This is a genomic window from Pseudomonas maumuensis, from assembly GCF_019139675.1.
GTDB classification, from domain to species: Bacteria; Pseudomonadota; Gammaproteobacteria; order Pseudomonadales; family Pseudomonadaceae; genus Aquipseudomonas; species Aquipseudomonas maumuensis.
In genome coordinates, this window is the sequence record NZ_CP077077.1 from 2262149 (window position 1) to 2287082 (window position 24934).

Genomic DNA, 24934 nt, shown 5'->3' on the forward strand with positions numbered 1-24934 from the left:
GCAGTACGATGAGCAAGCAAGCAAGCGACTTCATGGCCCAGGGCGACTACCGCAAGGCCCTCGGCACTTCGTTCGTACACCGCTACAGCCACGGCGAGGACGAGTGGTCGTGGGATGTCGGCATGATCCAGGCGGCCCAGGCTTTCCTCGAACGGCTCGACCCGCGCGGCGACCAGCATGTGCTGGATATCGGCGTGGGCCGTGGCCGCGACGCCTCCACCTTCATCCTCGCCGGGCATCGCGTCACCGGGCTGGATATCGTCGAGAACTCCAGCTGGCCTTTGTTGCGCAAGCGCTGGGGCGATCGCCTGGACTTGGTGAACAAGGCCATGCAGGACTGGCAGCCGGCGCCGGGAACGGTGTTCGATGCGGCCCTGGACAATGGCTGTTTCCACCACCAGCACCCGGACGAGTGGGGCCCGTACCTGTCCCATGTGCGCCGCTTGCTGCGCCCAGGCGCGCTGGTGGGGCTGAATGTCTTCGGAGTCGATGACGCTCAGCCCGAGGCAGGGTGGCGGGAAATGGACAACCAGCGTCAGGGCTATTTCTTCACCGACGACGGCATTCGTCAGACACTCGAGGCCCATGGCTTCACTTGGCAGGGGCTGGAGGTGATCGAGCGTCAGCATGGCGAGGCCCGCTATCTGCTCGCGCTGGTACGCACGTGAGCACCGCCGACCGCCACTTCCTGGACATGGCCCTGGCGCTCGCCAGCCAGGGCCTGTACAGCACCATGCCCAACCCGCGGGTCGGCTGTGTGATCGTCAACGATGGCCAAGTGGTGGGGCGTGGCTGGCACCAGCGTGCCGGCCACGCCCATGCCGAGGTGCATGCCTTGCGCGAAGCAGGCGCGGCGGCCCGGGGGAGCACAGCCTACGTGACCCTAGAACCTTGCGGTCACCATGGCCGCACGCCACCGTGCGCCGATGCGCTGGTGGCCGCCGGGGTGCGCCGGGTGGTCACGGCCAGTGCCGATGTGTCGCAGAGCATCGGTGCGCTTCGGTTGCGCGAAGCGGGCATCGCTGTCGAGGCCATGCCTTGTCCCAGGGCGCGAGCACTCAATCGAGGGTTCTTCTCGCGCATCGAGCGGCAGCGTCCTTGGGTGCGGGTGTTGCGGCCGGCGGCGCTGGCCATTGGCGCGATGGGCGAGGGCACGATGCTCAGTCACTGCGACGAGCAGGCCCCGTTGGCGTACTGGCGGGGCAGGGCGTCGGCCTTGCTGACCACCTGCGACTGGGTCAAGGCCTGTGATCCGTCGTTGCTGGCGCAGGTGCCCACGCAGCGGGTCGAGCCAGTTGCGCCATTGCGGGTCGTGGTTGACCAGGGGCTCGATTGCCCAGCCTTGGCCAAGGTTCTCGACGGCCGTGCGCCGACGCTGGTGCTGCATTGCGCGCAGGCGATGCGCGACGGGCGCTATGCCCGCGCACGCTGTCAGGTGATCGACAACGTCGATACGCAGCGGGTGCTGCAGGCGCTGTACGAGCTCGACTGCAATGAAGTCCAGGTCGAAGCGGAGTCTGCGTGGTGCGAGGTTCTGGCACATCAGGGGCTGGTGGATGAGTGGCTGGTACAGGTGTGAGGCTATCGGTGGTCTTTCAAGGTGCTCGGCTTTAGCGTTGCAGCGCTCTTGAGATCGAGCGCCGCGCGGGCGGCGCTCGATTTCATAGGCGCTGCAAGGTGTAAGACGGGCGCTTTCTGTATCAGCGGCTGCAGATCAAGCCGACTTGCAGACTGTTCTGCTCGAACAAGTCCCAATACCCCGGCGGATGCGCCTTCTTGCGGATGCCGCTGATCAGCGGAGCGATCCAGCGCACATTGCGCAGGCCCACGTCATGGGCGGCCTGCTCGTAGACAGCCTTGTGCCAGCGGTAGTAGGTGAAGTCCGCCGGCGGCGTGCTCATGAACTGCCCCTGGCAGCGAAAACCGCCTTCGATCGGCTGTTCGTCCAGTACGCGGATGCCGTACTCGGTGAAGTTGCCACGGGCCAGGTCGAAGGCCGGGTTGGCGGTATAGGCAATCAATCGACCGGACGGCTTGAGGTTGAGCGCGACGCTTTCGAACATGCGCCGCAGCTCCTCGACGCTGCCGGCGTAGTTGAACAACCATGCCGCAGTGACTTTGTCGAATTGGCCGATCTGGCCCATCTGCGCCACGTCGCGCACTTCGTAGGCGATGCCGTCGTTGGCCTGGCGCGCCTGGTAGATCATGCTCGGCGAGATATCCACGCCATGCACCCGCGCCGCGCCCCAGTCCTTCAGGCGGCGGCTGAAGAAACCATGGCCGCAGGCCAGGTCGAGGATCTCCTCGCCGATCACTTCGCCGGCCATGTAGCGAAAGGTGTCGACCTCGACCCCGCGCTGGCTGGCGTGGCTGGTGAAGTCCTCGAACTGCTCGCTGATGCGTTCGTAGACTTCCTTGGATTCCTTCATGGGCACTCCTTGCGTTCAGAGGTGAGGCGCAGCGCCAATGGCAGGGCCAGCAGCGGTGCGCAGGCGAATACGGCGAACAGCCACAGCGCCGCGCGACCTGCGCCTTCCACGCCACCGGGCTCGACCAGCCCGGCGCTGTTGGCCACCAGGCCGGCCAGGGCCGCGGCCAGGGCGGTGGCGTAGAGCTGCACGGTGGTGATCGAGGCCGAAGCGAGGCTTTCCTCGCCGGGGCGTGCCGCCTGCAGCACACGGGTGAGCAGATGTGGCCAGCCCAGGCCGATGCCCAGGCCCACGCCGGCCAGCGCCAGGGCAAACAAGGCCAGGCCCGCTGCGTGGGCGATCCAGGCCGACGCAGGCGTCAGCAGTGCCAGGGCCAGCAGCGCCAGGGCCACCAGCAACGGGCCGCAGCGTATCTGCCAGGCCCCGCCATCGCGGTCACGCCCGGCACTGGCCAGGGCGCCGACCGTCCAGCCCGCGGCCATTACGGCGGTCAGGTAGCCCGCGGCCAAGGGGCCGAAGCCATGGATGCGCTGCAGGAAGTAGGGGACATAGATCTCCGTGGTGATGGCCGCCACCAGCAGGCACATCATGGCGAACAGCGCGCCCATCGGTTGCCTGAGGCTATAGGCGCCGGTGGGCAGCAGGTGGTGGCGGGCGCGGGGATCGAGGCGGGCGATCAGTGCGGCGATGGCCAGGCCGGCGACGATCCCGCCCAGGTTGAGCCACAGTGAGTCGGCCAGGCTGGCCGCGCAGATCGCCAATACCGAAGCGACCAGGCAAGCGATCAGCCCATAGGCCGGGCGTGTGCCGTTGTCGTCCAGCGCCTGGCGTGTCGGCAGGCGCAGGCAGACGATCAACGCGAGGGCGGCGGCCACCGGCAGCAGCGACCAGAATGCCCAGCGCCAGTGCCCGCCCTCGGCGAACACCCCGCCCACGGCCGGGCCACACAGCGTGGCCACCCCCCACATTGCCGACACCAGGGCCATGGCGCGGGGCCACAGGCGGGTCTCGAACACCAGGTGGATCAGCGCATAGCTCAGGGCGAACAGGATGCCGCCGCCCAAGCCTTGCACGCTGCGCCCGACCAGCAGCAGCGGCATGCTGGTGGCCAGTGCGCACAGGGCCGAACCGAGGGTGAATACCAGCAGTGCGAGTACGTAGGCGACCCGCGGTCCGCCGCGGGCCAACAAACGCGTGGACAAAGTGGAACCGATGATCGAGGCCACCACGAACAAGGTGGTGTTCCAGGCATAAAAGGCCAAGCCGCCGATTTCGTCGATCACCGTGGGCAGCAGGGTGGTGACGATGTAGACGTTGATGGCGTGCAGGGCGACCCCGCCGGCCAGGGCGATCGAGCGCAGCGCATTGCCGCCGCTGAGCAGTTCGCTCCAGCGGGCGGGCGGCTGTTCGGGGATGGCGGTCATGGAGGCTCCTTGCGTGATCCTGCGCTGGGAGTCTAGGAGCGCGGAAATCATTATTCAAGAAATTGCTTGTGTAATTCGTTCGTGCTGGATTTGTTAGGATCCTGTTCTTTTGTCTTGTCCCAGGAGCTTCACCATGATCATCAGCACCACCAGCCAGCTCGAAGGCCGCCCCGTTGCCGAATATCTCGGTGTGGTCAGCGCCGAATCGGTGCAAGGGATCAACTTCGTGCGCGATTTCTTCGCACGCTTTCGCGACTTCTTCGGCGGCCGTTCGCAGACCCTGGAGAGCGCGCTGAAGCTGGCCCGCGAGCAGGCCACCGAAGAACTCATGGCACGGGCACGGCAGTTGCAAGCCGATGCGCTGGTGGGCGTGGACTTCGAGATCAGCATGCCGTCGGTGCAGGGCGGCATGGTCGTGGTGTTCGCCACCGGTACTGCGGTGCGCCTGAAGTAAGGCCAGTTGCCACTGGTCGGGCAAGGAGCTTTTGTCCGGCTGGTCTGCAAATGACCGGCTAGTCTCACTTCAACGGACCGCCGCTTCACTAGGCAGGTGCATTGCCTGCCGGCACGGTCGCCATTGGAGGGAGTCAGGGCATGAGCGAATCTTTTTTTGAAGATCTGAACGACGCGTTTCCGATCAATAGCCAGGTGCGTTGTGGGCAATCGGCGCTACGCCTGGGCTTTGCCAACATGACCCTGGACGAGTCGGAGCAACTGCAGCCAGCACACTTGCAACGTGCCAAGAAGGGGCGCTTCACGCCGCGTGTGCCGTCGAAAAAGTGAGATCACACTAGTCACCATCGCGGGGCAAACCCGCTGCCACAGGGTCCAAGCAAGGTCTGTGGGGGCGGGTTTGCCCCGCGATCGTTTTTGTCCGATCAATGCGTAACCGCCCAACGGCACGCATTTCCCGCGATTTCTTGATCCCGCTCATGGTATCGGCGCGTCCCCCTCGCCGCCGGCTCGAGGCTGTGCTTTTCTTGCGCGGCATTTCAGACACGGAGTATCGACTTCAATGCGAATCAGGGAAGAGACCTACTGGCAATGGGCCGATGCACAGTTGCACAGCCGCAGCCATGACGAAGAGTTGAGCGACGGCACCAGCATCGATGTGCAGGTGCGCCTGTCCAGGGTTGGCGCCACACAGCTTTTTCTCGGGCTGTACGCCCGCGGGGGCAAGGCATTGCTGGAGGAGTACTACCCCTCGCGCCCAGGTGAAACCATGACCCGCGCCCTGGTGTGGGGCGTGGACCGCGCCCGCGCCCTGGCCACCGGCGCCTTGCCGCTGCCCGAAGCGATGCCGCGCAGGCGTCAGGCATGAAAAAGCCCGGCCTTTATGGGGCCGGGCCGGGCTCAAGAAGCGGTGTACTGCCCGCGGATTCAGTTCAGCGAGTCGATCACCTTGATTGCCTCCCGCTCACGGGCGGTCGGCCATTCTTGTTGCAGGGTCTCGAGTACGCGACCGACGAAGGAGGTGTCGGCGGCGGCCTTCTTGCCGACGTAGCCCTGGCCACGGCGGTAGACCTTGAAACGGGCGCGCATGCTGGGCATGTGCGATTCGAATTCGTCTTCGACGGTGTTCGGCGGCAGGCGATCCAGGCGAACTTCGCCGGACTGGCTGACCCACAGCAGGTGGTCGTCGAGGCTGTCCTTGCGCGCGGCGAACAGCTGGGCCAATTGATCGATGGTTGGATTGTTGTTCAAGTTCATCATAAAGCCCCCATTACTCACATTCGTTGGTGAAGTTCGTCTGAAGTTCACATTGGCGCCACACCATGTAGCGTGCTAACCAAGGCTGCTACAGCAGCTTCGCAACAGGGGCTTTCTCACGCTGCCTTCTGGGCAGTTTCCCTCTCCACGGACGGCCTGCGTTACCGCGCAGGCCGTCTGGAACACCCTTGCCACCGCTCCCGATCAGGGAGACGGCCTCATCATGCACAAGGCGCGGGAAGGGCGTCAACAGCTTTGTAGTGAAAATTTCTATTCACTACATCTTGTCCGACAATCCATCCCCGGTGCTCATGGCAGGCCGTTGTCGCCGTGCTCGAGAAAGCCCGGACGTTGCCGCAGGCGCGCATGATAGGCCGCAAGCGCCGGCAGCGGCGGGTGCTCCAGAGGGGTGCGGAGCCAGCGGTTCAGCGACAGGCCGATGGCCACGTCGGCCAGGCTGAAGTCATTGCCGGCAACGAAGGCGCCGGTGCTTTCAAGGCGTTGTTCGAGCAGGCGCATCCTTGCCGTCCACTGGGCGCTGGCACTGGCCAGCAACGTCGGATCCTGATGGGCCGGTGACTGGCGCACCAGTGACAGGAAGGGGTAGCGCCAGGCGTCGTTGAGGTCGGTGGCCTGCCAGTCCAGCCACTGGTCCACCGCGGCGCGAGCCCGAGGAGCGCCGGGGTAGAGGTGAGCGCCGCCATACTGGTTGGCCAGGTAGCGCAGGATGGTGTTGGATTCCCACAGGACGAAATCGCCGTCGACGATCACCGGCACCATGGCGTTGGGATTGAGCCTGAGAAATTCGGGCGAGTCGGTGGGCTGAAAACCGCTGCCCCAGTCCTCGCGCCGGAACGGCAGGTTCAGTTCGACGCAAGTCCACAGCACCTTGCGTACGTTGATCGACGAGGTCTTGCCCAGGATTCTCAGCATGTCATGGCTCCAGGCTGGAGAGGATGCGTTGCGCGGCGCGTACCCGCTCCTCGTTGGGGTAGTTGCGGTTGGCCAGCAGCACGATGCCCATCTGTTTCGACGGCACGAATGCCACGTAGGCGCCGAAACCGGTGGTTGCGCCGGTCTTGTTGTACCAGGCGGCGGGCTCGGCGGGCAGTGCCGGGTTCAGCGCGCGGGTGGCGTTGGGTTCGCGGACCAGTTTCGCGCCGTTGTAGTCCAGCAGGGTATCGAGGGCTACCGGGTACGGGTAGCGCTCCCAGCCCAGGCCCTGGGTCATGGCGCCGACCTGGAAGTAACCGGACTGGGTGATGGCGATGGCCTGGCGCAGGGCTGGGTCGAGCCCGGCCGGTTGCAGTTGCAGCTGGACGTAGCGCAACAGGTCGCTGGCGCTGGTCTTGATGCCGTAGGCCTGCTCGGCGTAGGGCCCCGGGCTGACCCGTACCGGCTTGTCCTTGGCGTCGTAGCCTTGGGCATAGAGGCCACGGGCGTTGGCCGGTACTTCCAGGTAGGTGTGCTTGAGGCCCAGGCGCGGCAGCAGCCCTTGGGTCATCAGCTCGGCGAATGGCCGTTGTTGCGCGCGGGCCGCGAGGTCGCCAAACAGGCCCAGGCTAGGGTTCGAGTAGCAGCGCTGGGTGCCGTGTTCGGCGCGGCGCTGCCAGTTCTGGAACCAGGCCAGGGTCTGCTGCGGCGTCTGCACTTCGTCGGGAAACTGCAGCGGCAGGCAGTCGCCGCTGTAGGCCCCGAGCTCCAGCACACTGGCGCTGCCGATCGGCGCCTTGGCCAGGGCGGGCTGGTAGCGGCTGGCGGGCGCCGCGAGGTCGAGCTTGCCTTCGGCGCTGGCCAGGGCGGCGAGGGTGGCGGTGTAGGTCTTGCTCACCGAGCCGACTTCGAACAGGGTGTCGCGGGTCACCGCCTGGCCGCTGGCTTTGTCGGCCAGACCGTAGTTGAAGTAGTGCGATTGGCCATTGGCATACACCGCCACGGCCATGCCGGCTATGCCGTGCTCGCGCAGCAGTGGCTGGATGATGCCATCGACGCTGCGTTGCAGGTCGTCGGCCAGCAGGGGAGTGGCGGTCAGCGCCAGGGCGCTGGCCAGCAGCAGGTGTGGGTGAGGTTTCATGGTGGGAGGTTCCTTTTCGTGACTCCGCCGCCGAGTTGTCCGTTGGGCGACACTGCCGGGGGTTCCGGCGTTAGCGGCGTGAAGGTCGAGACCTTATCGTCCAGGCTTGCACAAAGACAAGACGGAACCTGTGATGAGATATCTGCGCATGCTGTTCGACAACTTCACTCTGGCCTTGCTCGCGGTGGTGTTCATCGCCACCGTGCTGCCGTGCGCAGGCGAGGGCGCGGTGCTGTTCGGCTGGCTGACCAACCTGGCCATCGGCCTGCTGTTCTTCCTGCACGGCGCCAAGCTGTCGCGCGAGGCGATCATCGCCGGTGCCGGCCACTGGCGCCTGCACCTGCTGGTGTTCTCCTGCACCTTCGTGCTGTTCCCGCTGTTGGGGCTGGCGTTCAAACCGCTGTTCGTGCCGCTGGTGGGCAACGAGCTGTACCTGGGCGTGCTCTATCTGTGCGCTTTGCCGGCCACGGTGCAATCGGCCATCGCCTTTACCTCGCTGGCCCGTGGCAACGTGCCGGCGGCGATCTGCAGCGCGGCGGCCTCGAGCCTGCTGGGGATCTTCCTCACACCGCTGCTGGTGATGCTGCTGCTGGGCGCCTCGGGCGATACCGGCTCCGGGCTGGACGCGGTGCTGAAGATCACCCTGCAGTTGCTGGTACCCTTCGTTGCCGGGCAGGTCGCCCGCCGCTGGATCGGCGCCTGGGTCAAGCGCAATGCGCGCTGGTTGAAGGTGGTGGACCAGGGCTCGATTCTGCTGGTGGTGTACACCGCCTTCAGCGAAGCGGTGGTCACCGGCCTGTGGCACACGGTGTCGCCGCAGCACCTGGCCGGGTTGTTCGCCGTATGCGGCATCCTGCTGGCGGTGGTGTTGCTGGGCACGCGGTTGCTCGGGCGGCTGCTGGGTTTCAATGTCGAGGACCGCATCACCATCCTGTTCGCCGGCTCCAAGAAGAGTCTGGCGACGGGCGTGCCCATGGCGCAGGTGTTGTTCGTCGGCGGCGGCATCGGCGCGATGATCCTGCCGCTGATGCTGTTCCATCAGATCCAACTGATGGTCTGCGCGGTGCTGGCGCAGCGCTATGCGGCGCGGGTGGAGGAGCACCATCCCGAGGCGCGCGCGTCACTGGAATGAAAAGATGCGGTGGGAGCGTGGCGCGCTCAGTGGCCTATCAGCGTTTGCAATCGCGCCAGCGCCGGCCCTTCGCGTTGGCGTTCGAACACCTGCAGCGACACTTCCAGCAATCCGTCCCGCGCCTGCGCGATGCGTTGTTCACAGCGCAGGCGTAAACGGCCTTGGTCACAGTCGAACTGCCTGACCCCAGGCCTGGCGCTGCCCTCCAGGCGCAGCTCGACCAGGCGGCCCTGGGCGGCGAGCAAGGCCAGCGCTTTGTCGCGCAACAGCCCGTTGCCCTGGGTCGCCAAGCCGCTGGCGCGCACGGCGGCGGCCATGGCCACCGCCACGATGGTCAGCGCCACCAGCACTTCGATCAGGGTGAAACCATTCTCGGTAGTCCGCACAGGGCATCTTCCGCGCAAGGCAAAGCGGCACTGTAGAGCGGCCCGATGACGCTTTGACGACGCCGACTCCCGAGCTTTTTCAATATCCGTGACATACCGCCTTGCCACAATCGGCCCCCGATTCGAACTCACGCAAGGAATGCCGAGATGCAGATCGCCCGCCGCAACCTTCCCACCCGCCGCTTGCGCCAACAGGGCTTCACCCTGATCGAGATCATGGTGGTGGTGGTGATCCTCGGGATCCTCGCGGCGATGGTGGTGCCCAAGGTGCTCGACCGCCCCGACCAGGCCCGCGCCACGGCGGCGCGCCAGGACATCGGTGGGTTGATGCAGGCACTGAAGTTGTACCGCCTGGACAACGGCGCCTACCCGAACCAGAACCAGGGCCTGAAGGTGTTGGTGGAGAAGCCGGCGCAGGCCAAGGATGGCCAATGGCGTGCCTACCTCGACCGCCTGCCCAACGACCCCTGGGGCCGCCCTTACCAGTACCTGAACCCGGGCGCCAACGGCGAGATCGATGTGTTTTCCCTGGGCGCGGACGGCCAGGCCGGGGGCGATGGGGTGAACGCCGACCTCGGCTCCTGGCAGTTGTGACCGGCCATGGCGCGCCAGGACGGCATGGCCGTGATCAGTGCGCTGTTGATTGCCGCGGTGGTGGCGGTGATCGCCGCAGGCATGATCGAACGCCAGGGGCTGCAGACCCGGCAGATAGAGAACCGCCAGATGGCGCTGCAGGGACAATGGGCCCTGGAAGGCGGCCTGCAACTTAGCCGCAGGGTGTTGTTCGAACAACGCCTGCGTGATCCGCTGGTACGTGGCGGCCAACCCTGGGCGCGACCGATGCGCGATGTGCCGTCCGGCAGCGTGCGCTTCGATGGGCAACTGGAGGATGAGCAGGGCAAGTTCAACCTGCGCAACCTGGTGGTCGATGGCCAGGTGGACAGCGAGGCACTGGCGACCTTCCAGCGTCTGTGTACGCTGATCGGCATCGGCGAGCGGCTGGCCACGGCCATTGCCGGGCAGGTGGTCGACAGCTACCCACAGCGCCCGCCGGAAGCCCCCGGCAGTGCCGGCCAAGGCCTGCAAGGCGGCCGTGCGACCTCGCCGGCGGTTGCCGCCGAGCCGTTGCCGGCCAGGCGCCCGATGCTGCGCAGCGTCGATGCCCTGGTCGGGCTCAAGGGCATGGACGCCGAGGCCCTGCAGCGCCTGCGCCGATTCGTCACGGTGCTGCCGGCGCTGACCTGGATCAATGGCAACACCGCCAGTGCCGAAGTGCTCGCCGCGCAGGTGCCGGGGCTGTCGCTGCAGCAGGCCATGGCGCTGGTGGCCGAGCGCGACAGTGGGCGCTGGTTCATCAACCGGGGCGACTTCGTCAACCGTTTGCGCATGCCGCAGCTGGCCATGGCCAATGTGCGGGTAGGGATCAACAGCGACTGGTTCCGCCTGCGCGGCCAGGCGCGCCTGGGCAGCCGCGAACTACCCCTGCAGGCGCTGCTGCGCCAGCGCGAGGGGCAGCTGCCGGATGTCATCTGGAGCCGGGTGGGCGCATGAGTACGCTGGTTGATGTGCAGCTGCCGCCGTTGGCGGAGCTGGAGGATGCCTCGCTGTTGGACTACCGCCAGGCCGAGCGTGGCGGCCAGGCCACACGCGGGCAATTGCAGCGCGAGATCAAGGGTGCATCCTGGCGCCTGCACTTGCATGCCCACGACAGCCTGGCCCTGGTCCTGGCCTTGCCACCGCTGACGGGCAAGCGGTTGAGCGCGGCGGTGGGCTGCGCGGTCCAGGGCCTGGTGCTCGGCGATGCCGGGCAGGTCCACGTGGCGCACGGGCCGCGCCAGGCTGACGGGCAGGTTGCCGTGGCCTGGCTGGGCCTTGCGCAGATGGCGCGCCTGCAGGCATGGCTGCAGGCCGGCGGCATCCGCGTGGCCGGACTGTTCGCCCGACAGGACGATGCAGCGTCGTCGGTCGATTTGGCCGGCGGGCTTGCCGGGCCTGTGAAGTCGCAGGCCTGGGGGCACACGCTGGTGATCTGGGCTGCGGCAGCGTCGATCTGGTGCCTGGGCTTGAACCTCTATGCCGCGCACCTGGCCGACGAGGGTGAGCGGTTACGTGCGCACATGGTCGCCCAGGTGCGCATGGCCTTCCCGCAGTTGCCGGTAGTGCTCAATCCCCTGCAGCAGGCACGTCAGCAACTGCAGGCCGGGCAGGGCGGCGCAGGCTCGGGGTTGGCGGCCTTGCTCGACGGCGCCGGCCAGGTCATGCCGTTCTTGGCGGGCAATGTCGAGGCGCTGGATTATCAGGATGGCGTGCTGCGCCTCACTTCCCTGGACGATGGTGGCAAGGCCCCGGCGGACAGCGCCTGGCAGGCCGACCTCGCCGCACGCGGCATCGAAGGCCAGTCCAGTGGGCAGGGCTGGACCCTGCGTGCGGCCAACCCATCCGGCGAGGAGCTGGCCCATGTCGATTAAGGCCCGCCTGGGCCTGCTGCGCGGACAGGGCCGGCAACGCTGGCAAGCCCTGGCCGCGAGGGAGCGTCGTGCGGTTGCCCTGGCAGGCGGCTTGCTCGGCGCGCTGTTCTGCTGGCAGGTACTGGTGCTGCCAGCCCTGGCCCGGATCGACCACTGGCAGTCCGAAACACCCAAGCTGCGCAGCCAGGCGCAGGCGCTCGATGCACTGCTAGGGGAGCGCCTGGCACAACGGCCTGCGGATACCGCCCAGGCTTTGCGCCAGAGCCTGGAGCAGGCTGGCCTGCTGGCGCAGTCACAGCTCGACGGCGAGGGCGACACCTGGCACCTGGGCTGGCAGCGGGCCCCTGCCGAGGCAGCTATGGCCTGGCTGCAGGCTGTGCCGCCGCGCCTCGGGCTCGGTGTTGGCCAGCTGGCGCTGCGCCGAGACCCCGGCGACCCCGGCAGCCCGGTGACTTTTTCCGGAACCCTTCGCATGACTCAGGCGCATGGCGCTAAGGACCCTTCATGACGTGCCTCCGTTCACCGCGACTGCCGTTCGCGCCCTTGCTCCTGGCCCTGGTACTCAGCGCCTGCGCCAGTGCGCCGAGCGTGCAACGCCCCCTGGCCAGCAGCGAGCTGGGCCGCCCGCTGGCCGAAGCCGGTGCCACGGCGGGAACGCTGGATCATCGCGAACCGCAGAGCCGCCCACTGCAGCGCCAAACGCCGCCTCGGGTCGGGCAGCGCCACAGCCGCGCCGTGGCCGCACCCGCGCCGGCCAATCCACTGGGCGACCAGCCGGTACAGCTGAACTTCGTCGATGCCGATATCCAGGCAGTGGTGCGCGGCCTGTCCCGCGCCACCGGTCGCCAGTTCCTGGTCGATCCACGGGTCAAGGGCCAGTTGACCCTGGTTTCCGAAGGCGAGGTGCCTGCCGCCAAGGCTTATTCCATGCTGCTGTCGGCCCTGCGCATGCAGGGCTTCAGCGTGGTCGATGTCGGCGGTGTGGCCCAGGTGGTGCCCCAGGCCGACGCCAAGCTGCTCGGCGGCGCGCTGGTGAGCGGCGACCGCGACGCTGGCAACGGCATGGTCACCCGAACCTTCCGTCTGCAGTACGAGAACGCCGTCAACCTGATCCCGGTGCTGCGCCCGATCGTCTCGCCGGACAACCCGATCAACGCCTACCCGGGCAACAACACCCTGGTCGTCACCGATTACGCCGAGAACCTTGAGCGGGTCGCGCAGATCCTTGACCGGGTCGACATCCCCAGCGCCATCGACACCGATGTGGTGGCGATCAACAACGGTATCGCCAGCGACATCGCCAGCATGGTCAACGAACTGCTCGACAGCCAGGGCAGCGACCCGACGCAGAAGATCAGCGTGCTGGGCGATCCGCGCTCGAACAGCGTGGTGATCCGTTCCGGCAGCCCCGAGCGTACCCAGCTGGCCCGCGACCTGGTCTACAAGCTCGACAATGCGCAGAACAGCGCCGGCAACCTGCACGTGGTGTACCTGCGCAATGCCCAGGCCGACAAGCTGGCGCAGAGCCTGCGCGGGCTGCTGACCGGCGAGAGCGACAGCGCCACTGCCGACGGCACGCGTGCGCTGCTCAGCGGTGGCGGCATGCTCACGGGCGGCAGTGGCAACAGCAATAGCGCCAGCACCGGCAACAACAACACCGGCATGCAGAACAACAGCACAACTGGCAGCCAGAACCGCGGCAACGGCCTGGGCGCCGGCAGCACGCCGAACGGCTACGGCGCCAGCGCGCAGCAGAACGACCAAGGCACCGCATTCTCTGCCGGCGGCGCGACCATCCAGGCCGACAAGACCACCAACACCCTGCTGATTTCCGCCCCCGAGCCGCTGTACCGCAGCCTGCGCGAGGTCATCGACCAGCTTGACCAGCGCCGCGCCCAGGTGGTGGTGGAAAGCCTGATCGTCGAGGTCGGCGAGGACGATGCCAATGAATTCGGCATCCAGTGGCAGGCCGGCAACCTTGGCAAGAATGGCGTGTTCGGCGGTGCCAACCTCGGTGGCAGTGGGTTGGTCAAGGGGCCGAGCAGCATCGATGTGCTGCCGAAGGGGCTGTCGGTGGGCGTGGTCGATGGCACGGTGAAGATCCCCGGCATCGGCGAGGTGCTCGACCTCAAGGTGCTGGCCCGTGCGCTGACCAGCAAGGGTGGCAGCAACGTGCTGTCGACACCCAACCTGCTGACCCTGGACAACGAGGCGGCGAGCATCTTCGTCGGCCAGACCATCCCCTTCGTCAGCGGCCAGTACGTCACCGATGGCGGCGGCAACAGCAATAACCCGTTCCAGACCATCCAGCGCGAGGAAGTGGGCCTGCGCCTGAACGTGCGGCCGCAGATCTCCGAGGGCGGCACGGTCAAGCTCGACGTCTACCAAGAGGTCAGCAGCGTCGACCAGCGCGCCTCCAGTGCCGCCGGCACGGTGACCAACAAGCGCGCCATCGACACCAGCATCCTGCTCGACGATGGCCAGATCATGGTCCTCGGCGGGTTGCTGCAGGACGGCTACACCCAGAGCAACGAGGGCATCCCGTGGCTGTCCGGGTTGCCGGGGGTCGGCGCGTTGTTTCGCAGCGAGCGCCGGGCCAGCACCAAGACCAACCTGATGGTGTTCCTGCGCCCGTACATCGTGCGCGATGCCGCGGCGGGGCGCAGCATCACCCTGAACCGCTACGACTTCATCCGCCGTACCCAGGGCAATCTCAAGCCCGAGCACTCCTGGGCGCTGCCGGACATGGACATGCCGCTGCTGCCGCCGGTGGAGCAGGGCGTGCCCGACCAGGGCCGCGCGCGGCCGGTGTCATCGCAGGCACCGCGGGCCTCGATCCGTGCCGTGCCGGTGGACGAGGTGGCCCGTTGAGCCGCTTGCCGTATGCCTGGGCCAAGGCACAGCGGGTGGTGCTGCAGGTCGATGACGAGGCGAGGGCGGTACTCTCGTGTTGCCCTTCGAGCCCGGGCTGGGCGGTGGCAGAGGTGCGTCGGCGCTTTGGCGCGGTGGCTGTCGAAGCGGTTACCGACGCGAACATGGACGCGTTGCTGGTCAGCGCCTACGCCGATACCGGCAGCGCCGCGGCGGTGGTGGGCGCGGCGGAGAACGAGGTGGACCTCGACCGCCTGCTGCAGGACATCCCGGAAGTCACCGACCTGCTCGAGGCCCAGGACGACGCACCGGTGATCCGCATGATCAACGCCTTGCTCACCCAGGCGGCCCGCGACCAGGCCAGCGACATTCATATCGAGCCGTTCGAGAGCCACTGCCTGGTGCGCTACCGGGTCGACGGCACCCTGCGCGACGTGGTCTCGCCGCGCAAGGCGTTGCACGGCGCGCTGGTGTCGCGGATCAAGATCATGGCGCAGCTGGACATCGCCGAGAAGCGCCTGCCCCAGGACGGCCGCATCGCCCTGCGCGTGGCCGGGCGGCCCATCGATATCCGCGTGTCTACCGTGCCCACTGGCCATGGCGAGCGCGTGGTCATGCGCCTGTTGGACAAACAGGCCGGGCGCCTGCGCCTGGAGGCGCTGGGCATGGACGCCGCCGTATTGGCGCGGCTCGACCAGCTGATTCGCCAGCCGCATGGCATCGTGTTGGTCACTGGCCCCACCGGCTCGGGCAAGACCACCAGCCTGTATGCCGCCCTGGCGCGGCTGGATGCCAGTGTCAGCAACATCCTCACCGTCGAGGATCCGGTGGAATACGACCTGCCGGGGATCAGCCAGATCCAGGTCAATGCGCGCATCGACATGAGCTTCGCCGTGGCCCTGCGCGCCATTCTGCGCCAGGACCCGGACGTGATCATGATCGGCGAGATCCGCGACCTGGAGACCGCGCAGATCGCCGTGCAGGCCTCGCTGACCGGGCACCTGGTGCTGGCCACGCTGCACACCAACGATGCGGTGTCGGCGGTCAACCGCCTGGTCGACATGGGCGTCGAGCCATTCCTGCTGGCCTCGGCGCTGCTCGGCGTGCTGGCCCAGCGCCTGGTGCGGCGCCTGTGCCCGCACTGCCGCGAGCCCGATCCGGCCACGCCCGGGCATTACCGGGCGGTGGGCTGCGCGCACTGCAATCACTGTGGCTACAGCGGGCGCACCGGCATACATGAGCTGTTCTGCGTGGACGACGCAGTGCGCGCCCTGGTGCATCAGGGCGCCGATGAGCAGGCCCTGCGCGCCGCGGCCCGGAGCAACGGCATGCGCAGCATGCGCGAAGACGGCCAACGCTGGGTCGACAGCGGCAGCACCTGCCTGGAAGAGATCCTGCGGGTGACACGGGATACCTGATGAACCGTTATCGCTATGAAGCCGCCGACGCCCAGGGGCATATCGTCAAAGGGCTGCTCGAAGCCGACAGCCCGGGCGCCGCTATGGCGCAATTGCGCGGCCTGGGGCTGACCGCGCTGGAGGTCGAGGCCCAGGCCGCTGCTGGGCAGGGCGCGGGCCTGTTCAGCGCCAGGCTGAGCGATGGCGACCTGGCCTGGGCCACGCGTCAGCTGGCCAGCCTGCTGGCCGCCGGCCTGCCGCTGGAGGCGGCGCTGGGCGCGACCCTGGAGCAAGCCGAGCGCAAGCATGTGGCGCAGTTGCTGGCGGCGGTGCGCGGTGATGTGCGCAGTGGCATGCGCCTGGCCGACGCACTGGCCGAGCGGCCACGGGACTTCCCCGAGATCTACCGGGCGCTGGTGGCGGCGGGCGAGGAGTCCGGCGACCTGGCCCAGGTGATGGAGCGCCTGGCCGACTACATCGAGGAACGCAACACTTTGCGCGGCAAGATCCTCACCGCGTTCATCTACCCCGGCGTGGTCGGGTTGGTGTCGGTGGGCATCGTCATTTTCCTGCTCAGCTACGTGGTGCCGCAGGTGGTCAGCGCCTTCACCCAGGCACGCCAGGACTTGCCCGGGCTGACCTTGGCGATGCTGGCGGCCAGTGACTTCGTGCGCGAATGGGGCGTGCTGTGCTTTGCCCTGATGGCCGGGGCGTTCTGGGCCTGGCGGGTCTACCTGCGCGCCCCCGCGGCGCGCCTGGCCTGGCATGCGCGGATCCTGCGGCTGCCGTTGTTCGGACGTTTCGTGCTGGGCCTGAACACGGCGCGTTTTGCCTCCACGCTGGCGATCCTCGGCAGCGCCGGGGTGCCGCTGCTGCGTGCGCTGGAGGCGGCGCGCCAGACCTTGGGCAACGATCGCCTCGACCAGTGTGTCAGCGAGGCCACCGCGCGGGTGCGCGAGGGCGCCGGGCTGGCCTCGGCGCTGGCGGTGGAAAAGGTCTTTCCGCCGCTGCTCATCCACCTGATCGCCAGCGGCGAGAAGACCGGCAACCTGCCGCCGATGCTCGACCGCGCCGCCGACAGCCTGGCCAAGGACATTGAGCGCCGCGCCATGGGCATGACCGCGCTGCTCGAGCCGTTGATGATCGTGATCATGGGGGCGGTGGTGCTGCTGATCGTCATGGCGGTGCTGATGCCGATCATCGAGATCAACCAGCTGGTGCAGTGACCTGTTGCCCATGGAGCAAAGGCGCCTCCCGCGAGGCGCCTTTGCGGTGCTCAGCTCTCTTCCTTCGGCTGCACCACGATCGCCAGGGCGTCCGGCTCGGGGCCGGCTTTCCAGCGAGCCTTCTCGGTCCAGTTGGCTGTGCTGATCACCGCGACTTCATCGCCGCCGCTGATCGCCACATAGACCCGCTTGCCATCCGGCGAGACCACCGCGCCAATCGGCAGCGCCTCTTCGCCGAGCATCGTACGGCGGTATTCGGCGCCTTCGCGCGCCAGGCCGATGCGCTTGATCTCTTTCTTGGCCACCACATCGATCACCGCCAGTTCCGCCGACTTGGCGCAGGTGACGAGTGCATACTTGCCATCCGGGGTCATCGCGACGCGGATCGGGAACAGGCCGGTGCGGATACGGTCGGTGACTTCCAGGCGCTTGCTATCGACGATGACCACTTCGTTGCCGTCGCGGTTGCTGACCCATACCTGGGTGCCGCTGGGGGTCACCGCCACGCCTTCGCTGCCGGCGCCCGTGGGGATCTCGGCGATTTTCTTCTTGTGCAGCAGGTCGACCACCGACAGCGTGCCGCTTTCGACATGGCTGACGTAGGCGCGGTCGGCACCGGGTGACAGCGCGACCATGTGCGGTTTGCCGCCACCGACGTCGATCCGATCGAGCACTTTACCTTGGGCCAGGTCGACCACCAGCAGACGTTCGCTGGCTTCGGTGGTGACCACCACACGCTGGCTGTCGGGCAGGAAGCGAATGCCATGGGGGCGGGCGTCTTCGCCCAGGTCGATGGTGCGCACGACCGTCCGGGTCGGCCAGTCGATCACGCTCAGGCTATTGTTCGCCGTGCCTTGCGCGCCGTAATTGCCAACCACGGCGAGCAGGCCATTGCCACTGACCACCACCTCGTGAGGGCCGTTGCCTACCGGCAGGCGGATCATTTCCTGGCCACTTCCAGTGTCCAGGGCCGACACGCTGGCGTCGGCCTTGTTGCCGACCAGCAGCACGTCGTCGGCATTGGCCAAAGTGGCGCAGGCCAGCAGGGCACCGGCCAGGGCCAGCAGACGGAAGGGGGGTGTGAATGTCATGGGGTAGGGCATGTCCAGTCTCCTTGAAGGTGTGATCCTTGTTGCATGCACTGGCTGTGACCCGTCGGGCCGCCCGAGAGTTTCAGTGGACATATGCACGCCGACGGTGGCTAGCGGTGCTGATGCCGATCATCGAGATCAACCAGCTGGTGCAGTGACCAGCTGCGCTACCTCCCACACCTGTTGGCGGAACCAGCGGCGCAAGGGGTCGGCGTGGGTGCGCGCGTGCCAGATCTGCATCACTTCGACCCGGGGCAGCGCCAGGGGCAGGGGGTGCAGGCGCAGGCCGGGGTCGCGCTCGACCGCTTCGATGGCCAGCGAGCGCAGGCAGGTCAGCAGCAGGTCGGTGCCGCGCACCAGGCGCGTAGGAGCAATGAAGCTGGACAGCCCGGCCACCACCCGGCGTTGCCGACCAACAGCCCGCAGGGCGTGATCGACCCGGCCATCGAGGTCGCCGGTAAGTGTGGTCAGCAGGTGCTCGCAGGCCAGGAACGCCTCCAGGCTCATGCCCTCGGTCAGGTGTGGGTTGTCGGCGGCGGCCAGTACCACGAAATCCTCACTGAGCAGGCGTTGTTGATGGAAGGTGTCCGGCAGGCCGTTGTAGAAACCGGCGATGGCCAGGTCGCAGGTGCCTTTTTCCAGTGCCTCGCGTGGCAGGTTGCCCTGGGTGTTGTGGGTGATCAGGGTCAGGTTCGGTGCCTGGGTGCGCAGGATCGGCAGCAGCCTGGGCAGCAGGGTCTGTTCCAGGTAGTCGGTGCTGTAAAGGTGTACCTGGGCCGGACGGGAGAAGAAATCATCGCCGTCGCAATCCCGGTAGAAGTCCTGTAGCTGCGCAACCAGCTGCTGTATCCGGGGCGCCAGTTCATGGGCCCTGGGCGTTGGCGTGAGGCCACGTGGCGCACGCACGAACAAGGGGTCGCCGAACTGCTGGCGCAGCTTGTTGAGCTTGTGGCTCAGGGCGGGCTGGCTGAGGGCCAGGCGTTGCGCGGCATGGGAGGCATTGCGTTCTTCATAGAGCACCTGGAACAGGTGCAGCAGGTTGAGGTCCTTGTTGCTGATATTCATAAAATGAATCACAGGAATAAGTGCTTTCGAATTATCGAATCATAACGCGATGGTTAGGATGGGCCCAACTTTGTTGAGGGAGACGCCCGTGACCATTGCCATCTTCGCCACTATCCAGCCACATCCTGAACATCGTGAGGCTACAGAGCAGGCCTTGCGCCTGATGGTGGAGCAGACCCGCGCCGAGCCCGGCAACCTGCGCTATGACCTGTTCGTCCGCGAGGGCGAGGTATTGGCGTTCGAGCTGTTCGAGCTGTATGTCGATGCCGCCGCCGTCGAGGCCCATCGCAACAGTGCGCATTACCAGGCCTATCGCGCCGCCAGCGCCGGCTGGCTGGCCGCACCTACCCAGGTGCAGCTTGCCCGTGCGCTGGATATCGCGCCATTCAACTGATCAGGAAAACACCATGAACACGATTGCTCCCGTCGCGCTGGCACTCGCTGGCATTTTGTTGGCCGGCCAGGCCGCCGCCGCTACGAAGGGTGAGGTACTGGTGCTGTTGTCCAGCGAGAACCAGCTGCAGCTCAAGGACGGCAAACCGTACCCCACCGGTTACTACCTCAACGAATTCGGCGTGCCTGCCGACCAGTTGCTCAAGGCCGGCTACAAGCTGGTGCTGATGACTCCCAAGGGTAATGCGCCGAGTGTCGATGAGCGCTCGATCGACCCGATGTATTTCGGCGGCGATGCCCGCGAGATGCAGCGTATCCGCCAGGTGGTCGATAGCCTGCCGGATATCGACGACACGCTGTCGGTGAAGGAGGTACTGGCTGGCGATATGGGCCGCTATGCCGGGATCTTCATCCCTGGGGGCCATGCACCGTTGATCGACCTGGCCAACAACCCCGACGTCGGTGCCCTGTTGCGTCATTTCCACCAGGCCGGCAAGCCCACGGCTGCCATTTGCCACGGCCCGATCACGTTGCTGTCGGCGCAGCAGGATCCGGTTGCCTACCGCGCCGCGCTCGCCCGTGGCGAAACCCCGGCGGCCAGCGACTGGACGTACCGGGGTTATCGCATGACCATTTTCTCTGACCCTGAGGAGCAGGTGTTCGAGGGCTCACTCAAGGAGCAGCGTCTGCAGTTCTATCCCGCCAAGGCCATGGCCCGCGCAGGAGGCGACATGAGTTATGCCCAGGCCTGGCAGCCCCATGTAGTGGTCGATCGCGAGTTGATCACCGGGCAGAATCCGTTTTCCGACAAGGCGTTGGCCAAGGCGTTGCTTGAGCAGTTGGAGAGTGTCGGTACTCGCAAGAACTGAGCGAGTGCAGGTGATTGAGGCCTTGCGGATGCTGGCAGGGCCTCGGTCATTCAGGTGCGCAGGCTTTGCCTCGCTTGGGGCGGCCCGCAGTGCGATCCATGGCCAGGGAGATCAGCGTTTGCTCGGCCGGGTAATGCCGTCCATCACCAGCACTGTGGCGCCGGCCATGATGGCGATGTCGGCCAGGTTGAACACGCCGGTGTGCAGAGTGCCGATATTGAGGACCAGGTAATCGACCACGTGGCCGTCGCGAAACACCCGGTCGATCAAGTTGGATAGCCCGCCCACGGCGATGAACCAGGCCGCGCTGGCCTTGACCGGTGCCGATTGCCAGTGGCGCCAGGCCCAGACGATGGCCCAGGCGCACACCACGCCGACGGCGACCACGAACACCAGTTGCTTGAGCCACGGAGCCAGCCCGGCGCCCAGGCTGAGGAACGCTCCTGGGTTGAGGCTCAGGGCCAGGTCCAGCCAGACGCTCTGGTTGCCATAGACATAGCTGTGATTGTTCAGGGCGACCAGGGCGATCAGTTTTACCCACTGGTCGAGAATGATGAAGGCGATGCCCAGGGTGAGGACGAGGGTACGGCTGGAAAACATGCTGACAGTTCCTTTAGTGCGCGAATGCGGTCGTCCGCCATTGACGGGCAAGCCTGCGGCGCGGCGAAGATAGCGCAGGCGGGTCTAGACTTAAAGCCCGGGTCTGTTGCAGACGCGACCCGATCATCCATCCGACCACCGCCTCCCGGACCGGACGTCGCCGACGGTGGCCTTCTGGCAGAGGAGGGCAGGTCATGGACGAGGCAAGGCTTCACGAGTTCATGGGCAAGCTGGTGGGCGACATGGGGGCGGCGGCGACGCTGGCCAATGTCATCCTTGGCGATGAGCTGGGGCTGTATCGGGCCATGGCCGACAGCCAGCCAGTCACGCCCGAGGCCCTGGCCGAACGCACCGGCTGCCAGCCACGACTGGTGCGTGAGTGGCTCAACGGTCAGGCGGCGGCAGGTTACCTGGTGCATCGCGATGGACAGTTCACCCTGCCCGAGGAGCAGGCCATGACGTTGGCGCTGGAGGATTCGCCCGCCTACATGGCCGGCGGCGCTTAGGTGCTGGCGGCACTGTTCCATGACAAGGACAAGCTGGTGGCGGCCATGCGCGGCGATGGCGCCCTGGCCTGGGGCGATCACCATCCATGCATGTTCAGTGGCACCGAGCGCTTCTTTCGACCCGGCTACCGAACCTTCCTGGTGGCTGATTGGCTGCCGGCACTGGACGGGGTGGTGGAAAAGCTGCAGGTAGGCGCCCAGGTGGCCGATATCGGCTGTGGTCATGGCGCCTCTACCATTGTCATGGCCGAGGCGTTTCCCGCCTCGCGCTTTACCGGCTACGACTACCATGCGCCTTCGGTGCTCACCGCCAGCGAGCGCGCGCGTGACGCAGGCGTGACCGAGCGCGCCAGCTTCCAGCAGGCGTCGGCCAAGGACTATCCCGGCCACGATCTGGACCTGGTGTGTTTCTTCGATTGTCTGCACGACATGGGCGACCCGGTGGGCGCGGCACGACATGCCTACCAAGCGCTCAAGGACGATGGCACGGTGATGCTGGTGGAGCCGTTCGCCGAGGATACCCTGGATGCCAACATCAACCCGGTAGGGCGCTTGTTCTACGCGGCTTCGACCTTTATCTGCACGCCGAACTCGCTGTCGCAGGAGGTGGGGCTGGGGTTGGGTGCGCAGGCTGGGGAGGCGCGGCTGCGGGCGGTGTTCGAGGAGGCGGGGTTCAGGCACTTCCGGCGGGCGACGCAGACGCCATTCAACTTGATACTGGAGGCCAGGAAGTAGCGATCCCACAGATAGATCCCACAAACAGAAGGGGCGCCAACTGGCGCCCCTTCGTCGTGCAGCTTAGGCTTCAGCGTCCCACGGACGATCGCCTTTTTCATCCTTGACGCGGGTCGGCAGGCCCATCACGTCCAGCGCCTTGAGGAACGGCTCGGCCGGCAGCTCCTCGACGTTGACCATGCGCCCGGCATCCCACTGGCCACGGGCAACCAGCAGCGCGGCGGCTACCGGAGGCACGCCCGCGGTGTAGGAAATACCCTGGCTGTCGGTCTCGGCGTAGGCTTCTTCGTGGTCGGCCACGTTGTAGATGAACACCTCGCGCGGCTGGCCGTCCTTGGTGCCCTTGACCAGGTCACCGATGCAGGTCTTGCCGGTGTAGCCCGGAGCCAGCGAGGCCGGATCCGGCAGCACGGCCTTGACCACTTTCAGTGGCACCACTTCCAGGCCTTCGGCGGTCTTCACCGGTTGCTCGCTGAGCAGGCCGAGGTTCTTCAGCACGGTGAACACATTGATGTAGTGCTCGCCGAAGCTCATCCAGAAGCGCACGTTCGGCACGTTCAGGTTCTTCGAGATCGAGTGCACTTCGTCGTGGCCGGTCAGGTACAGGTTCTGCGAACCCACTACCGGCAGATCGTCGGTGCGCTTGACCTCGAACATGGTGTTGCTGGTCCACTGGCTGTTCTGCCAGCTCCAGACTTGCCCGGTGAACTCGCGGAAGTTGATTTCCGGGTCGAAGTTGGTGGCGAAGTACTTGCCGTGGGAGCCGGCATTCACGTCCAGGATGTCGATCGAGTCGATCTGGTCGAAGTACTGCTGCTGCGCGAGTTTCGCGTAGCTGTTCACCACACCCGGGTCGAAGCCGACGCCGAGAATGGCGGTAATGTTCTTTTGTTGGCACTCTTCGAGGTGTTTCCACTCGTAGTTGCCGTACCACGGCGGGGTCTCGCAGATCTTGCCCGGCTCTTCGTGGATGGCGGTGTCAAGATAAGCGACACCGGTATCGATGCAGGCGCGCAGCACCGACATGTTGAGGAAGGCTGAGCCAACGTTGATCACGATCTGCGATTCGGTCTCGCGGATCAGTGCCTTGGTCGCCTCGACATCGAGGGCGTTGAGCGAGAAGGCCTGGATGTCGGCGGGAACCTTGAGGCTACCCTTGGCCTTGACGCTGTCGATGATGGCCTGGCATTTGGAGATGTTCCGTGACGCAATCGCAATACGACCCAGTTCGTCGTTATGCTGTGCGCACTTGTGGGCCACCACCTTGGCGACACCTCCTGCACCAATGATAAGAACGTTCTTCTTCAATTCAGCTTTTCTCCTTCATGAAAGCCTGTCTTACGACAGGCTCGAAACGTAGTCTTCGAAACCGAACTCGCGCACCACTTCGACGCTGCCGTCGAGTTGCTTGACCGCGATGGATGGCATTTTCAGACCGTTGAACCAGTTTTTCTTGACCATGGTGTAACCGGCGGTGTCGACGAACGACAGGCGGTCACCGATCTGCAGTGGCTTGTCGAATTGGTACTCGCCGAAGATGTCGCCGGCCAGGCACGACTTGCCGCAGACCATGTAGGTGTGCGCGCCGTCGTTGGGGGCCATCTTGGCGTTGAGGCGGTAGATCAGCAGGTCGAGCAGGTGCGCTTCGATCGAGCTGTCGACCACGGCCAGGTGCTTGCCGTTGTACAGGGTGTCGAGCACGGTCACTTCCAGCGAGGCGCTGTTGGTGATGGCCGCTTCGCCCGGTTCCAGGTAGACCTGCACGCCGTAGGTTTCGGCGAACTGCTTCAGGCGTGCGCAGAAGGCGTCCACGGCATAGTCTTCGCCGGTGAAGTGGATGCCGCCGCCGAGGCTGACCCACTCGACCTTGTGCAGCAGGTGGCCGAAGCGCTCCTCGATGTGCGTGAGCATCTTGTCGAACAGGCCGAAGTCGCCGTTCTCGCAGTTGTTGTGGAACATGAAGCCGGAGATCTTCTCGATCACCTTCTCGATCTTCTCTGGATCCCACTCGCCGAGGCGGCTGAACGGGCGCGCCGGGTCGGCCAGCAGGTAGTCGGAGCTGCTCACCTGCGGGTTGACGCGCAGGCCGCGCACCTTGCCTTCGGACTGCTCGGCGAAGCGCTCGAGCTGGCCGATGGAGTTGAAGATGATCTTGTCGCAGTTGTCGAGCATCTCTTCGACTTCGTCGTCGGCCCAGGCCACGCTGTAGGCATGGGTTTCGCCGGCGAACTTCTGGCGGCCGAGCTTGAGCTCGAACAGCGAAGACGAGGTGGTGCCGTCCATGTACTGCTGCATCAGGTCGAATACCGACCAGGTAGCGAAGCACTTGAGGGCAAGCAGTGCCTTGGCACCGGAGTGTTCGCGCACGTAGGCGATCTTCTCCATGTTGCTCAGCAGCTTGGTTTTGTCGATGAGGTAGTACGGCGTCTTGATCATTTAAAGGCCCCCGGCCAGGCCGGCCAAAAAAAGGACACGCATTGTGCCTTCACTTGCCGCGGTACGAAAGGGCGCGAGGCGCATTTCGTCCGAGTTGTACATGCACTTGGCTATGCAAGTGC

General features: G+C 66.1%; 26 protein-coding genes and 1 pseudogene. 16 read left to right on the top strand and 11 right to left on the bottom strand.

The window, feature by feature from the left end:
• Window positions 1-8: 8 nt before the first annotated feature.
• Entirely contained in the window at window positions 9-668 is a 660-nt protein-coding gene (locus tag KSS90_RS10395; RefSeq protein ID WP_217869296.1) for an SAM-dependent methyltransferase, read from the top strand.
• Window positions 665-1579 (top strand): bifunctional diaminohydroxyphosphoribosylaminopyrimidine deaminase/5-amino-6-(5-phosphoribosylamino)uracil reductase RibD, encoded by a 915-nt coding sequence (gene ribD / locus KSS90_RS10400; RefSeq protein WP_217869297.1) that lies wholly within the window; start codon window positions 665-667, stop codon window positions 1577-1579. Before KSS90_RS10395 ends, ribD begins: the two co-directional genes overlap by 4 nt.
• Window positions 1580-1700: 121 nt before the next feature.
• On the opposite strand, the gene KSS90_RS10405 is transcribed toward ribD, so the two are convergent.
• Both KSS90_RS10405 and KSS90_RS10410 read right to left on the bottom strand, forming a co-directional pair.
• A complete protein-coding gene (locus tag KSS90_RS10405) occupies window positions 1701-2429 on the bottom strand; it encodes a class I SAM-dependent methyltransferase (RefSeq protein WP_217869298.1) in 729 nt (242 codons plus the stop codon).
• Window positions 2426-3853 carry an MFS transporter gene (locus tag KSS90_RS10410; RefSeq protein WP_217869299.1) on the bottom strand — a complete coding sequence of 476 codons (1428 nt, stop codon included), beginning with the start codon at window positions 3851-3853 and terminating at the stop codon, window positions 2426-2428. The genes KSS90_RS10405 and KSS90_RS10410 overlap by 4 nt, the downstream gene beginning before the upstream one ends.
• A 133-nt stretch (window positions 3854-3986) precedes the next feature.
• Between KSS90_RS10410 and KSS90_RS10415 the strand changes: the two genes are divergently transcribed.
• The 3 genes from KSS90_RS10415 (at window position 3987) to KSS90_RS10425 (ending at window position 5174) form a co-directional block, all read left to right on the top strand.
• Window positions 3987-4307, top strand: a complete 321-nt coding sequence (locus tag KSS90_RS10415) for a YbjQ family protein (protein WP_217869300.1) — start codon at window positions 3987-3989, stop codon at window positions 4305-4307.
• Between the two features lie 140 nt (window positions 4308-4447).
• Window positions 4448-4636, top strand: coding sequence for a hypothetical protein (locus KSS90_RS10420; protein WP_217869301.1), 189 nt, complete (start codon window positions 4448-4450; stop codon window positions 4634-4636).
• A 232-nt stretch (window positions 4637-4868) separates the two neighbouring features.
• On the top strand, window positions 4869-5174 hold the full coding sequence (locus KSS90_RS10425) for a hypothetical protein (protein ID WP_102685052.1): 306 nt from the start codon (window positions 4869-4871) through the stop codon (window positions 5172-5174).
• A 59-nt stretch (window positions 5175-5233) separates the two neighbouring features.
• Here the strand turns inward: KSS90_RS10425 and KSS90_RS10430 are convergent, their stop codons facing one another.
• From KSS90_RS10430 to ampC, 3 genes are all read right to left on the bottom strand, one after another.
• Window positions 5234-5566 (bottom strand): hypothetical protein, encoded by a 333-nt coding sequence (locus KSS90_RS10430; RefSeq protein WP_217869302.1) that lies wholly within the window; start codon window positions 5564-5566, stop codon window positions 5234-5236.
• A 306-nt stretch (window positions 5567-5872) separates the two neighbouring features.
• Window positions 5873-6496: a glutathione S-transferase family protein gene (locus tag KSS90_RS10435; RefSeq protein ID WP_217869303.1), complete on the bottom strand. Its 624-nt coding sequence runs from the start codon at window positions 6494-6496 to the stop codon at window positions 5873-5875.
• A 1-nt stretch (window position 6497) separates the two neighbouring features.
• Window positions 6498-7637 carry a class C beta-lactamase gene (gene ampC / locus KSS90_RS10440; protein WP_217869304.1) on the bottom strand — a complete coding sequence of 380 codons (1140 nt, stop codon included), beginning with the start codon at window positions 7635-7637 and terminating at the stop codon, window positions 6498-6500.
• Between the two features lie 133 nt (window positions 7638-7770).
• On the opposite strand from ampC, the gene KSS90_RS10445 reads away from it, so the two are divergent.
• On the top strand, window positions 7771-8769 hold the full coding sequence (locus KSS90_RS10445) for a bile acid:sodium symporter family protein (RefSeq protein ID WP_217869305.1): 999 nt from the start codon (window positions 7771-7773) through the stop codon (window positions 8767-8769).
• A 26-nt stretch (window positions 8770-8795) separates the two neighbouring features.
• Here KSS90_RS10445 and gspI read toward each other — a convergent pair whose 3' ends face one another.
• Window positions 8796-9155 carry a type II secretion system minor pseudopilin GspI gene (gspI, locus tag KSS90_RS10450; RefSeq protein ID WP_217869306.1) on the bottom strand — a complete coding sequence of 120 codons (360 nt, stop codon included), beginning with the start codon at window positions 9153-9155 and terminating at the stop codon, window positions 8796-8798.
• A gap of 147 nt (window positions 9156-9302) precedes the next feature.
• Between gspI and gspG the strand changes: the two genes are divergently transcribed.
• The 7 genes from gspG to gspF are packed head-to-tail and all read left to right on the top strand — an operon-like array spanning window position 9303 to window position 17117.
• A complete protein-coding gene (gene gspG, locus KSS90_RS10455) occupies window positions 9303-9749 on the top strand; it encodes a type II secretion system major pseudopilin GspG (RefSeq protein WP_102683751.1) in 447 nt (148 codons plus the stop codon).
• A gap of 6 nt (window positions 9750-9755) precedes the next feature.
• On the top strand, window positions 9756-10706 hold the full coding sequence (gspK, locus tag KSS90_RS10460) for a type II secretion system minor pseudopilin GspK (RefSeq protein WP_217869307.1): 951 nt from the start codon (window positions 9756-9758) through the stop codon (window positions 10704-10706).
• Window positions 10703-11623 (top strand): type II secretion system protein GspL, encoded by a 921-nt coding sequence (gspL, locus tag KSS90_RS10465; RefSeq protein ID WP_217869308.1) that lies wholly within the window; start codon window positions 10703-10705, stop codon window positions 11621-11623. The genes gspK and gspL overlap by 4 nt, the downstream gene beginning before the upstream one ends.
• Window positions 11613-12131 (top strand): type II secretion system protein M, encoded by a 519-nt coding sequence (locus KSS90_RS10470; RefSeq protein ID WP_217869309.1) that lies wholly within the window; start codon window positions 11613-11615, stop codon window positions 12129-12131. Before gspL ends, KSS90_RS10470 begins: the two co-directional genes overlap by 11 nt.
• Window positions 12128-14494: a type II secretion system secretin GspD gene (gspD, locus tag KSS90_RS10475; protein ID WP_217869310.1), complete on the top strand. Its 2367-nt coding sequence runs from the start codon at window positions 12128-12130 to the stop codon at window positions 14492-14494. The genes KSS90_RS10470 and gspD overlap by 4 nt, the downstream gene beginning before the upstream one ends.
• Entirely contained in the window at window positions 14491-15912 is a 1422-nt protein-coding gene (gspE, locus tag KSS90_RS10480; RefSeq protein ID WP_217869311.1) for a type II secretion system ATPase GspE, read from the top strand. The genes gspD and gspE overlap by 4 nt, the downstream gene beginning before the upstream one ends.
• Window positions 15912-17117: a type II secretion system inner membrane protein GspF gene (gene gspF, locus KSS90_RS10485; protein WP_217869312.1), complete on the top strand. Its 1206-nt coding sequence runs from the start codon at window positions 15912-15914 to the stop codon at window positions 17115-17117. The genes gspE and gspF overlap by 1 nt, the downstream gene beginning before the upstream one ends.
• Window positions 17118-17167: 50 nt before the next feature.
• On the opposite strand, the gene KSS90_RS10490 is transcribed toward gspF, so the two are convergent.
• Window positions 17168-18220, bottom strand: a complete 1053-nt coding sequence (locus KSS90_RS10490) for a YVTN family beta-propeller repeat protein (RefSeq protein WP_217869313.1) — start codon at window positions 18218-18220, stop codon at window positions 17168-17170.
• A gap of 126 nt (window positions 18221-18346) precedes the next feature.
• Complete coding sequence (locus tag KSS90_RS10495) at window positions 18347-19273, bottom strand: LysR family transcriptional regulator (RefSeq protein ID WP_217869314.1); 927 nt, start codon at window positions 19271-19273, stop codon at window positions 18347-18349.
• A gap of 88 nt (window positions 19274-19361) precedes the next feature.
• On the opposite strand from KSS90_RS10495, the gene KSS90_RS10500 reads away from it, so the two are divergent.
• Together KSS90_RS10500 and KSS90_RS10505 are read left to right on the top strand one after the other, a co-directional pair.
• Window positions 19362-19667, top strand: a complete 306-nt coding sequence (locus tag KSS90_RS10500) for a putative quinol monooxygenase (protein WP_217869315.1) — start codon at window positions 19362-19364, stop codon at window positions 19665-19667.
• Between the two features lie 13 nt (window positions 19668-19680).
• The gene (locus KSS90_RS10505) at window positions 19681-20535 is read left to right on the top strand and encodes a type 1 glutamine amidotransferase domain-containing protein (protein ID WP_217869316.1); all 855 of its coding nucleotides are present in this window, start codon (window positions 19681-19683) and stop codon (window positions 20533-20535) included.
• Between the two features lie 111 nt (window positions 20536-20646).
• On the opposite strand, the gene KSS90_RS10510 is transcribed toward KSS90_RS10505, so the two are convergent.
• Window positions 20647-21135 (bottom strand): signal peptidase II, encoded by a 489-nt coding sequence (locus tag KSS90_RS10510; protein ID WP_217869317.1) that lies wholly within the window; start codon window positions 21133-21135, stop codon window positions 20647-20649.
• Window positions 21136-21329: 194 nt separating this feature from the next.
• Here KSS90_RS10510 and KSS90_RS10515 point away from each other — a divergent pair.
• Window positions 21330-22376: pseudogene (locus KSS90_RS10515) on the top strand (class I SAM-dependent methyltransferase).
• 63 nt (window positions 22377-22439) lie between these two features.
• Here the strand turns inward: KSS90_RS10515 and KSS90_RS10520 are convergent.
• Window positions 22440-23684, bottom strand: a complete 1245-nt coding sequence (locus KSS90_RS10520) for a saccharopine dehydrogenase family protein (RefSeq protein WP_038705903.1) — start codon at window positions 23682-23684, stop codon at window positions 22440-22442.
• Window positions 23685-23714: 30 nt separating this feature from the next.
• A complete protein-coding gene (gene nspC / locus KSS90_RS10525) occupies window positions 23715-24812 on the bottom strand; it encodes a carboxynorspermidine decarboxylase (protein WP_217869318.1) in 1098 nt (365 codons plus the stop codon).
• Window positions 24813-24934 lie beyond the last annotated feature (122 nt).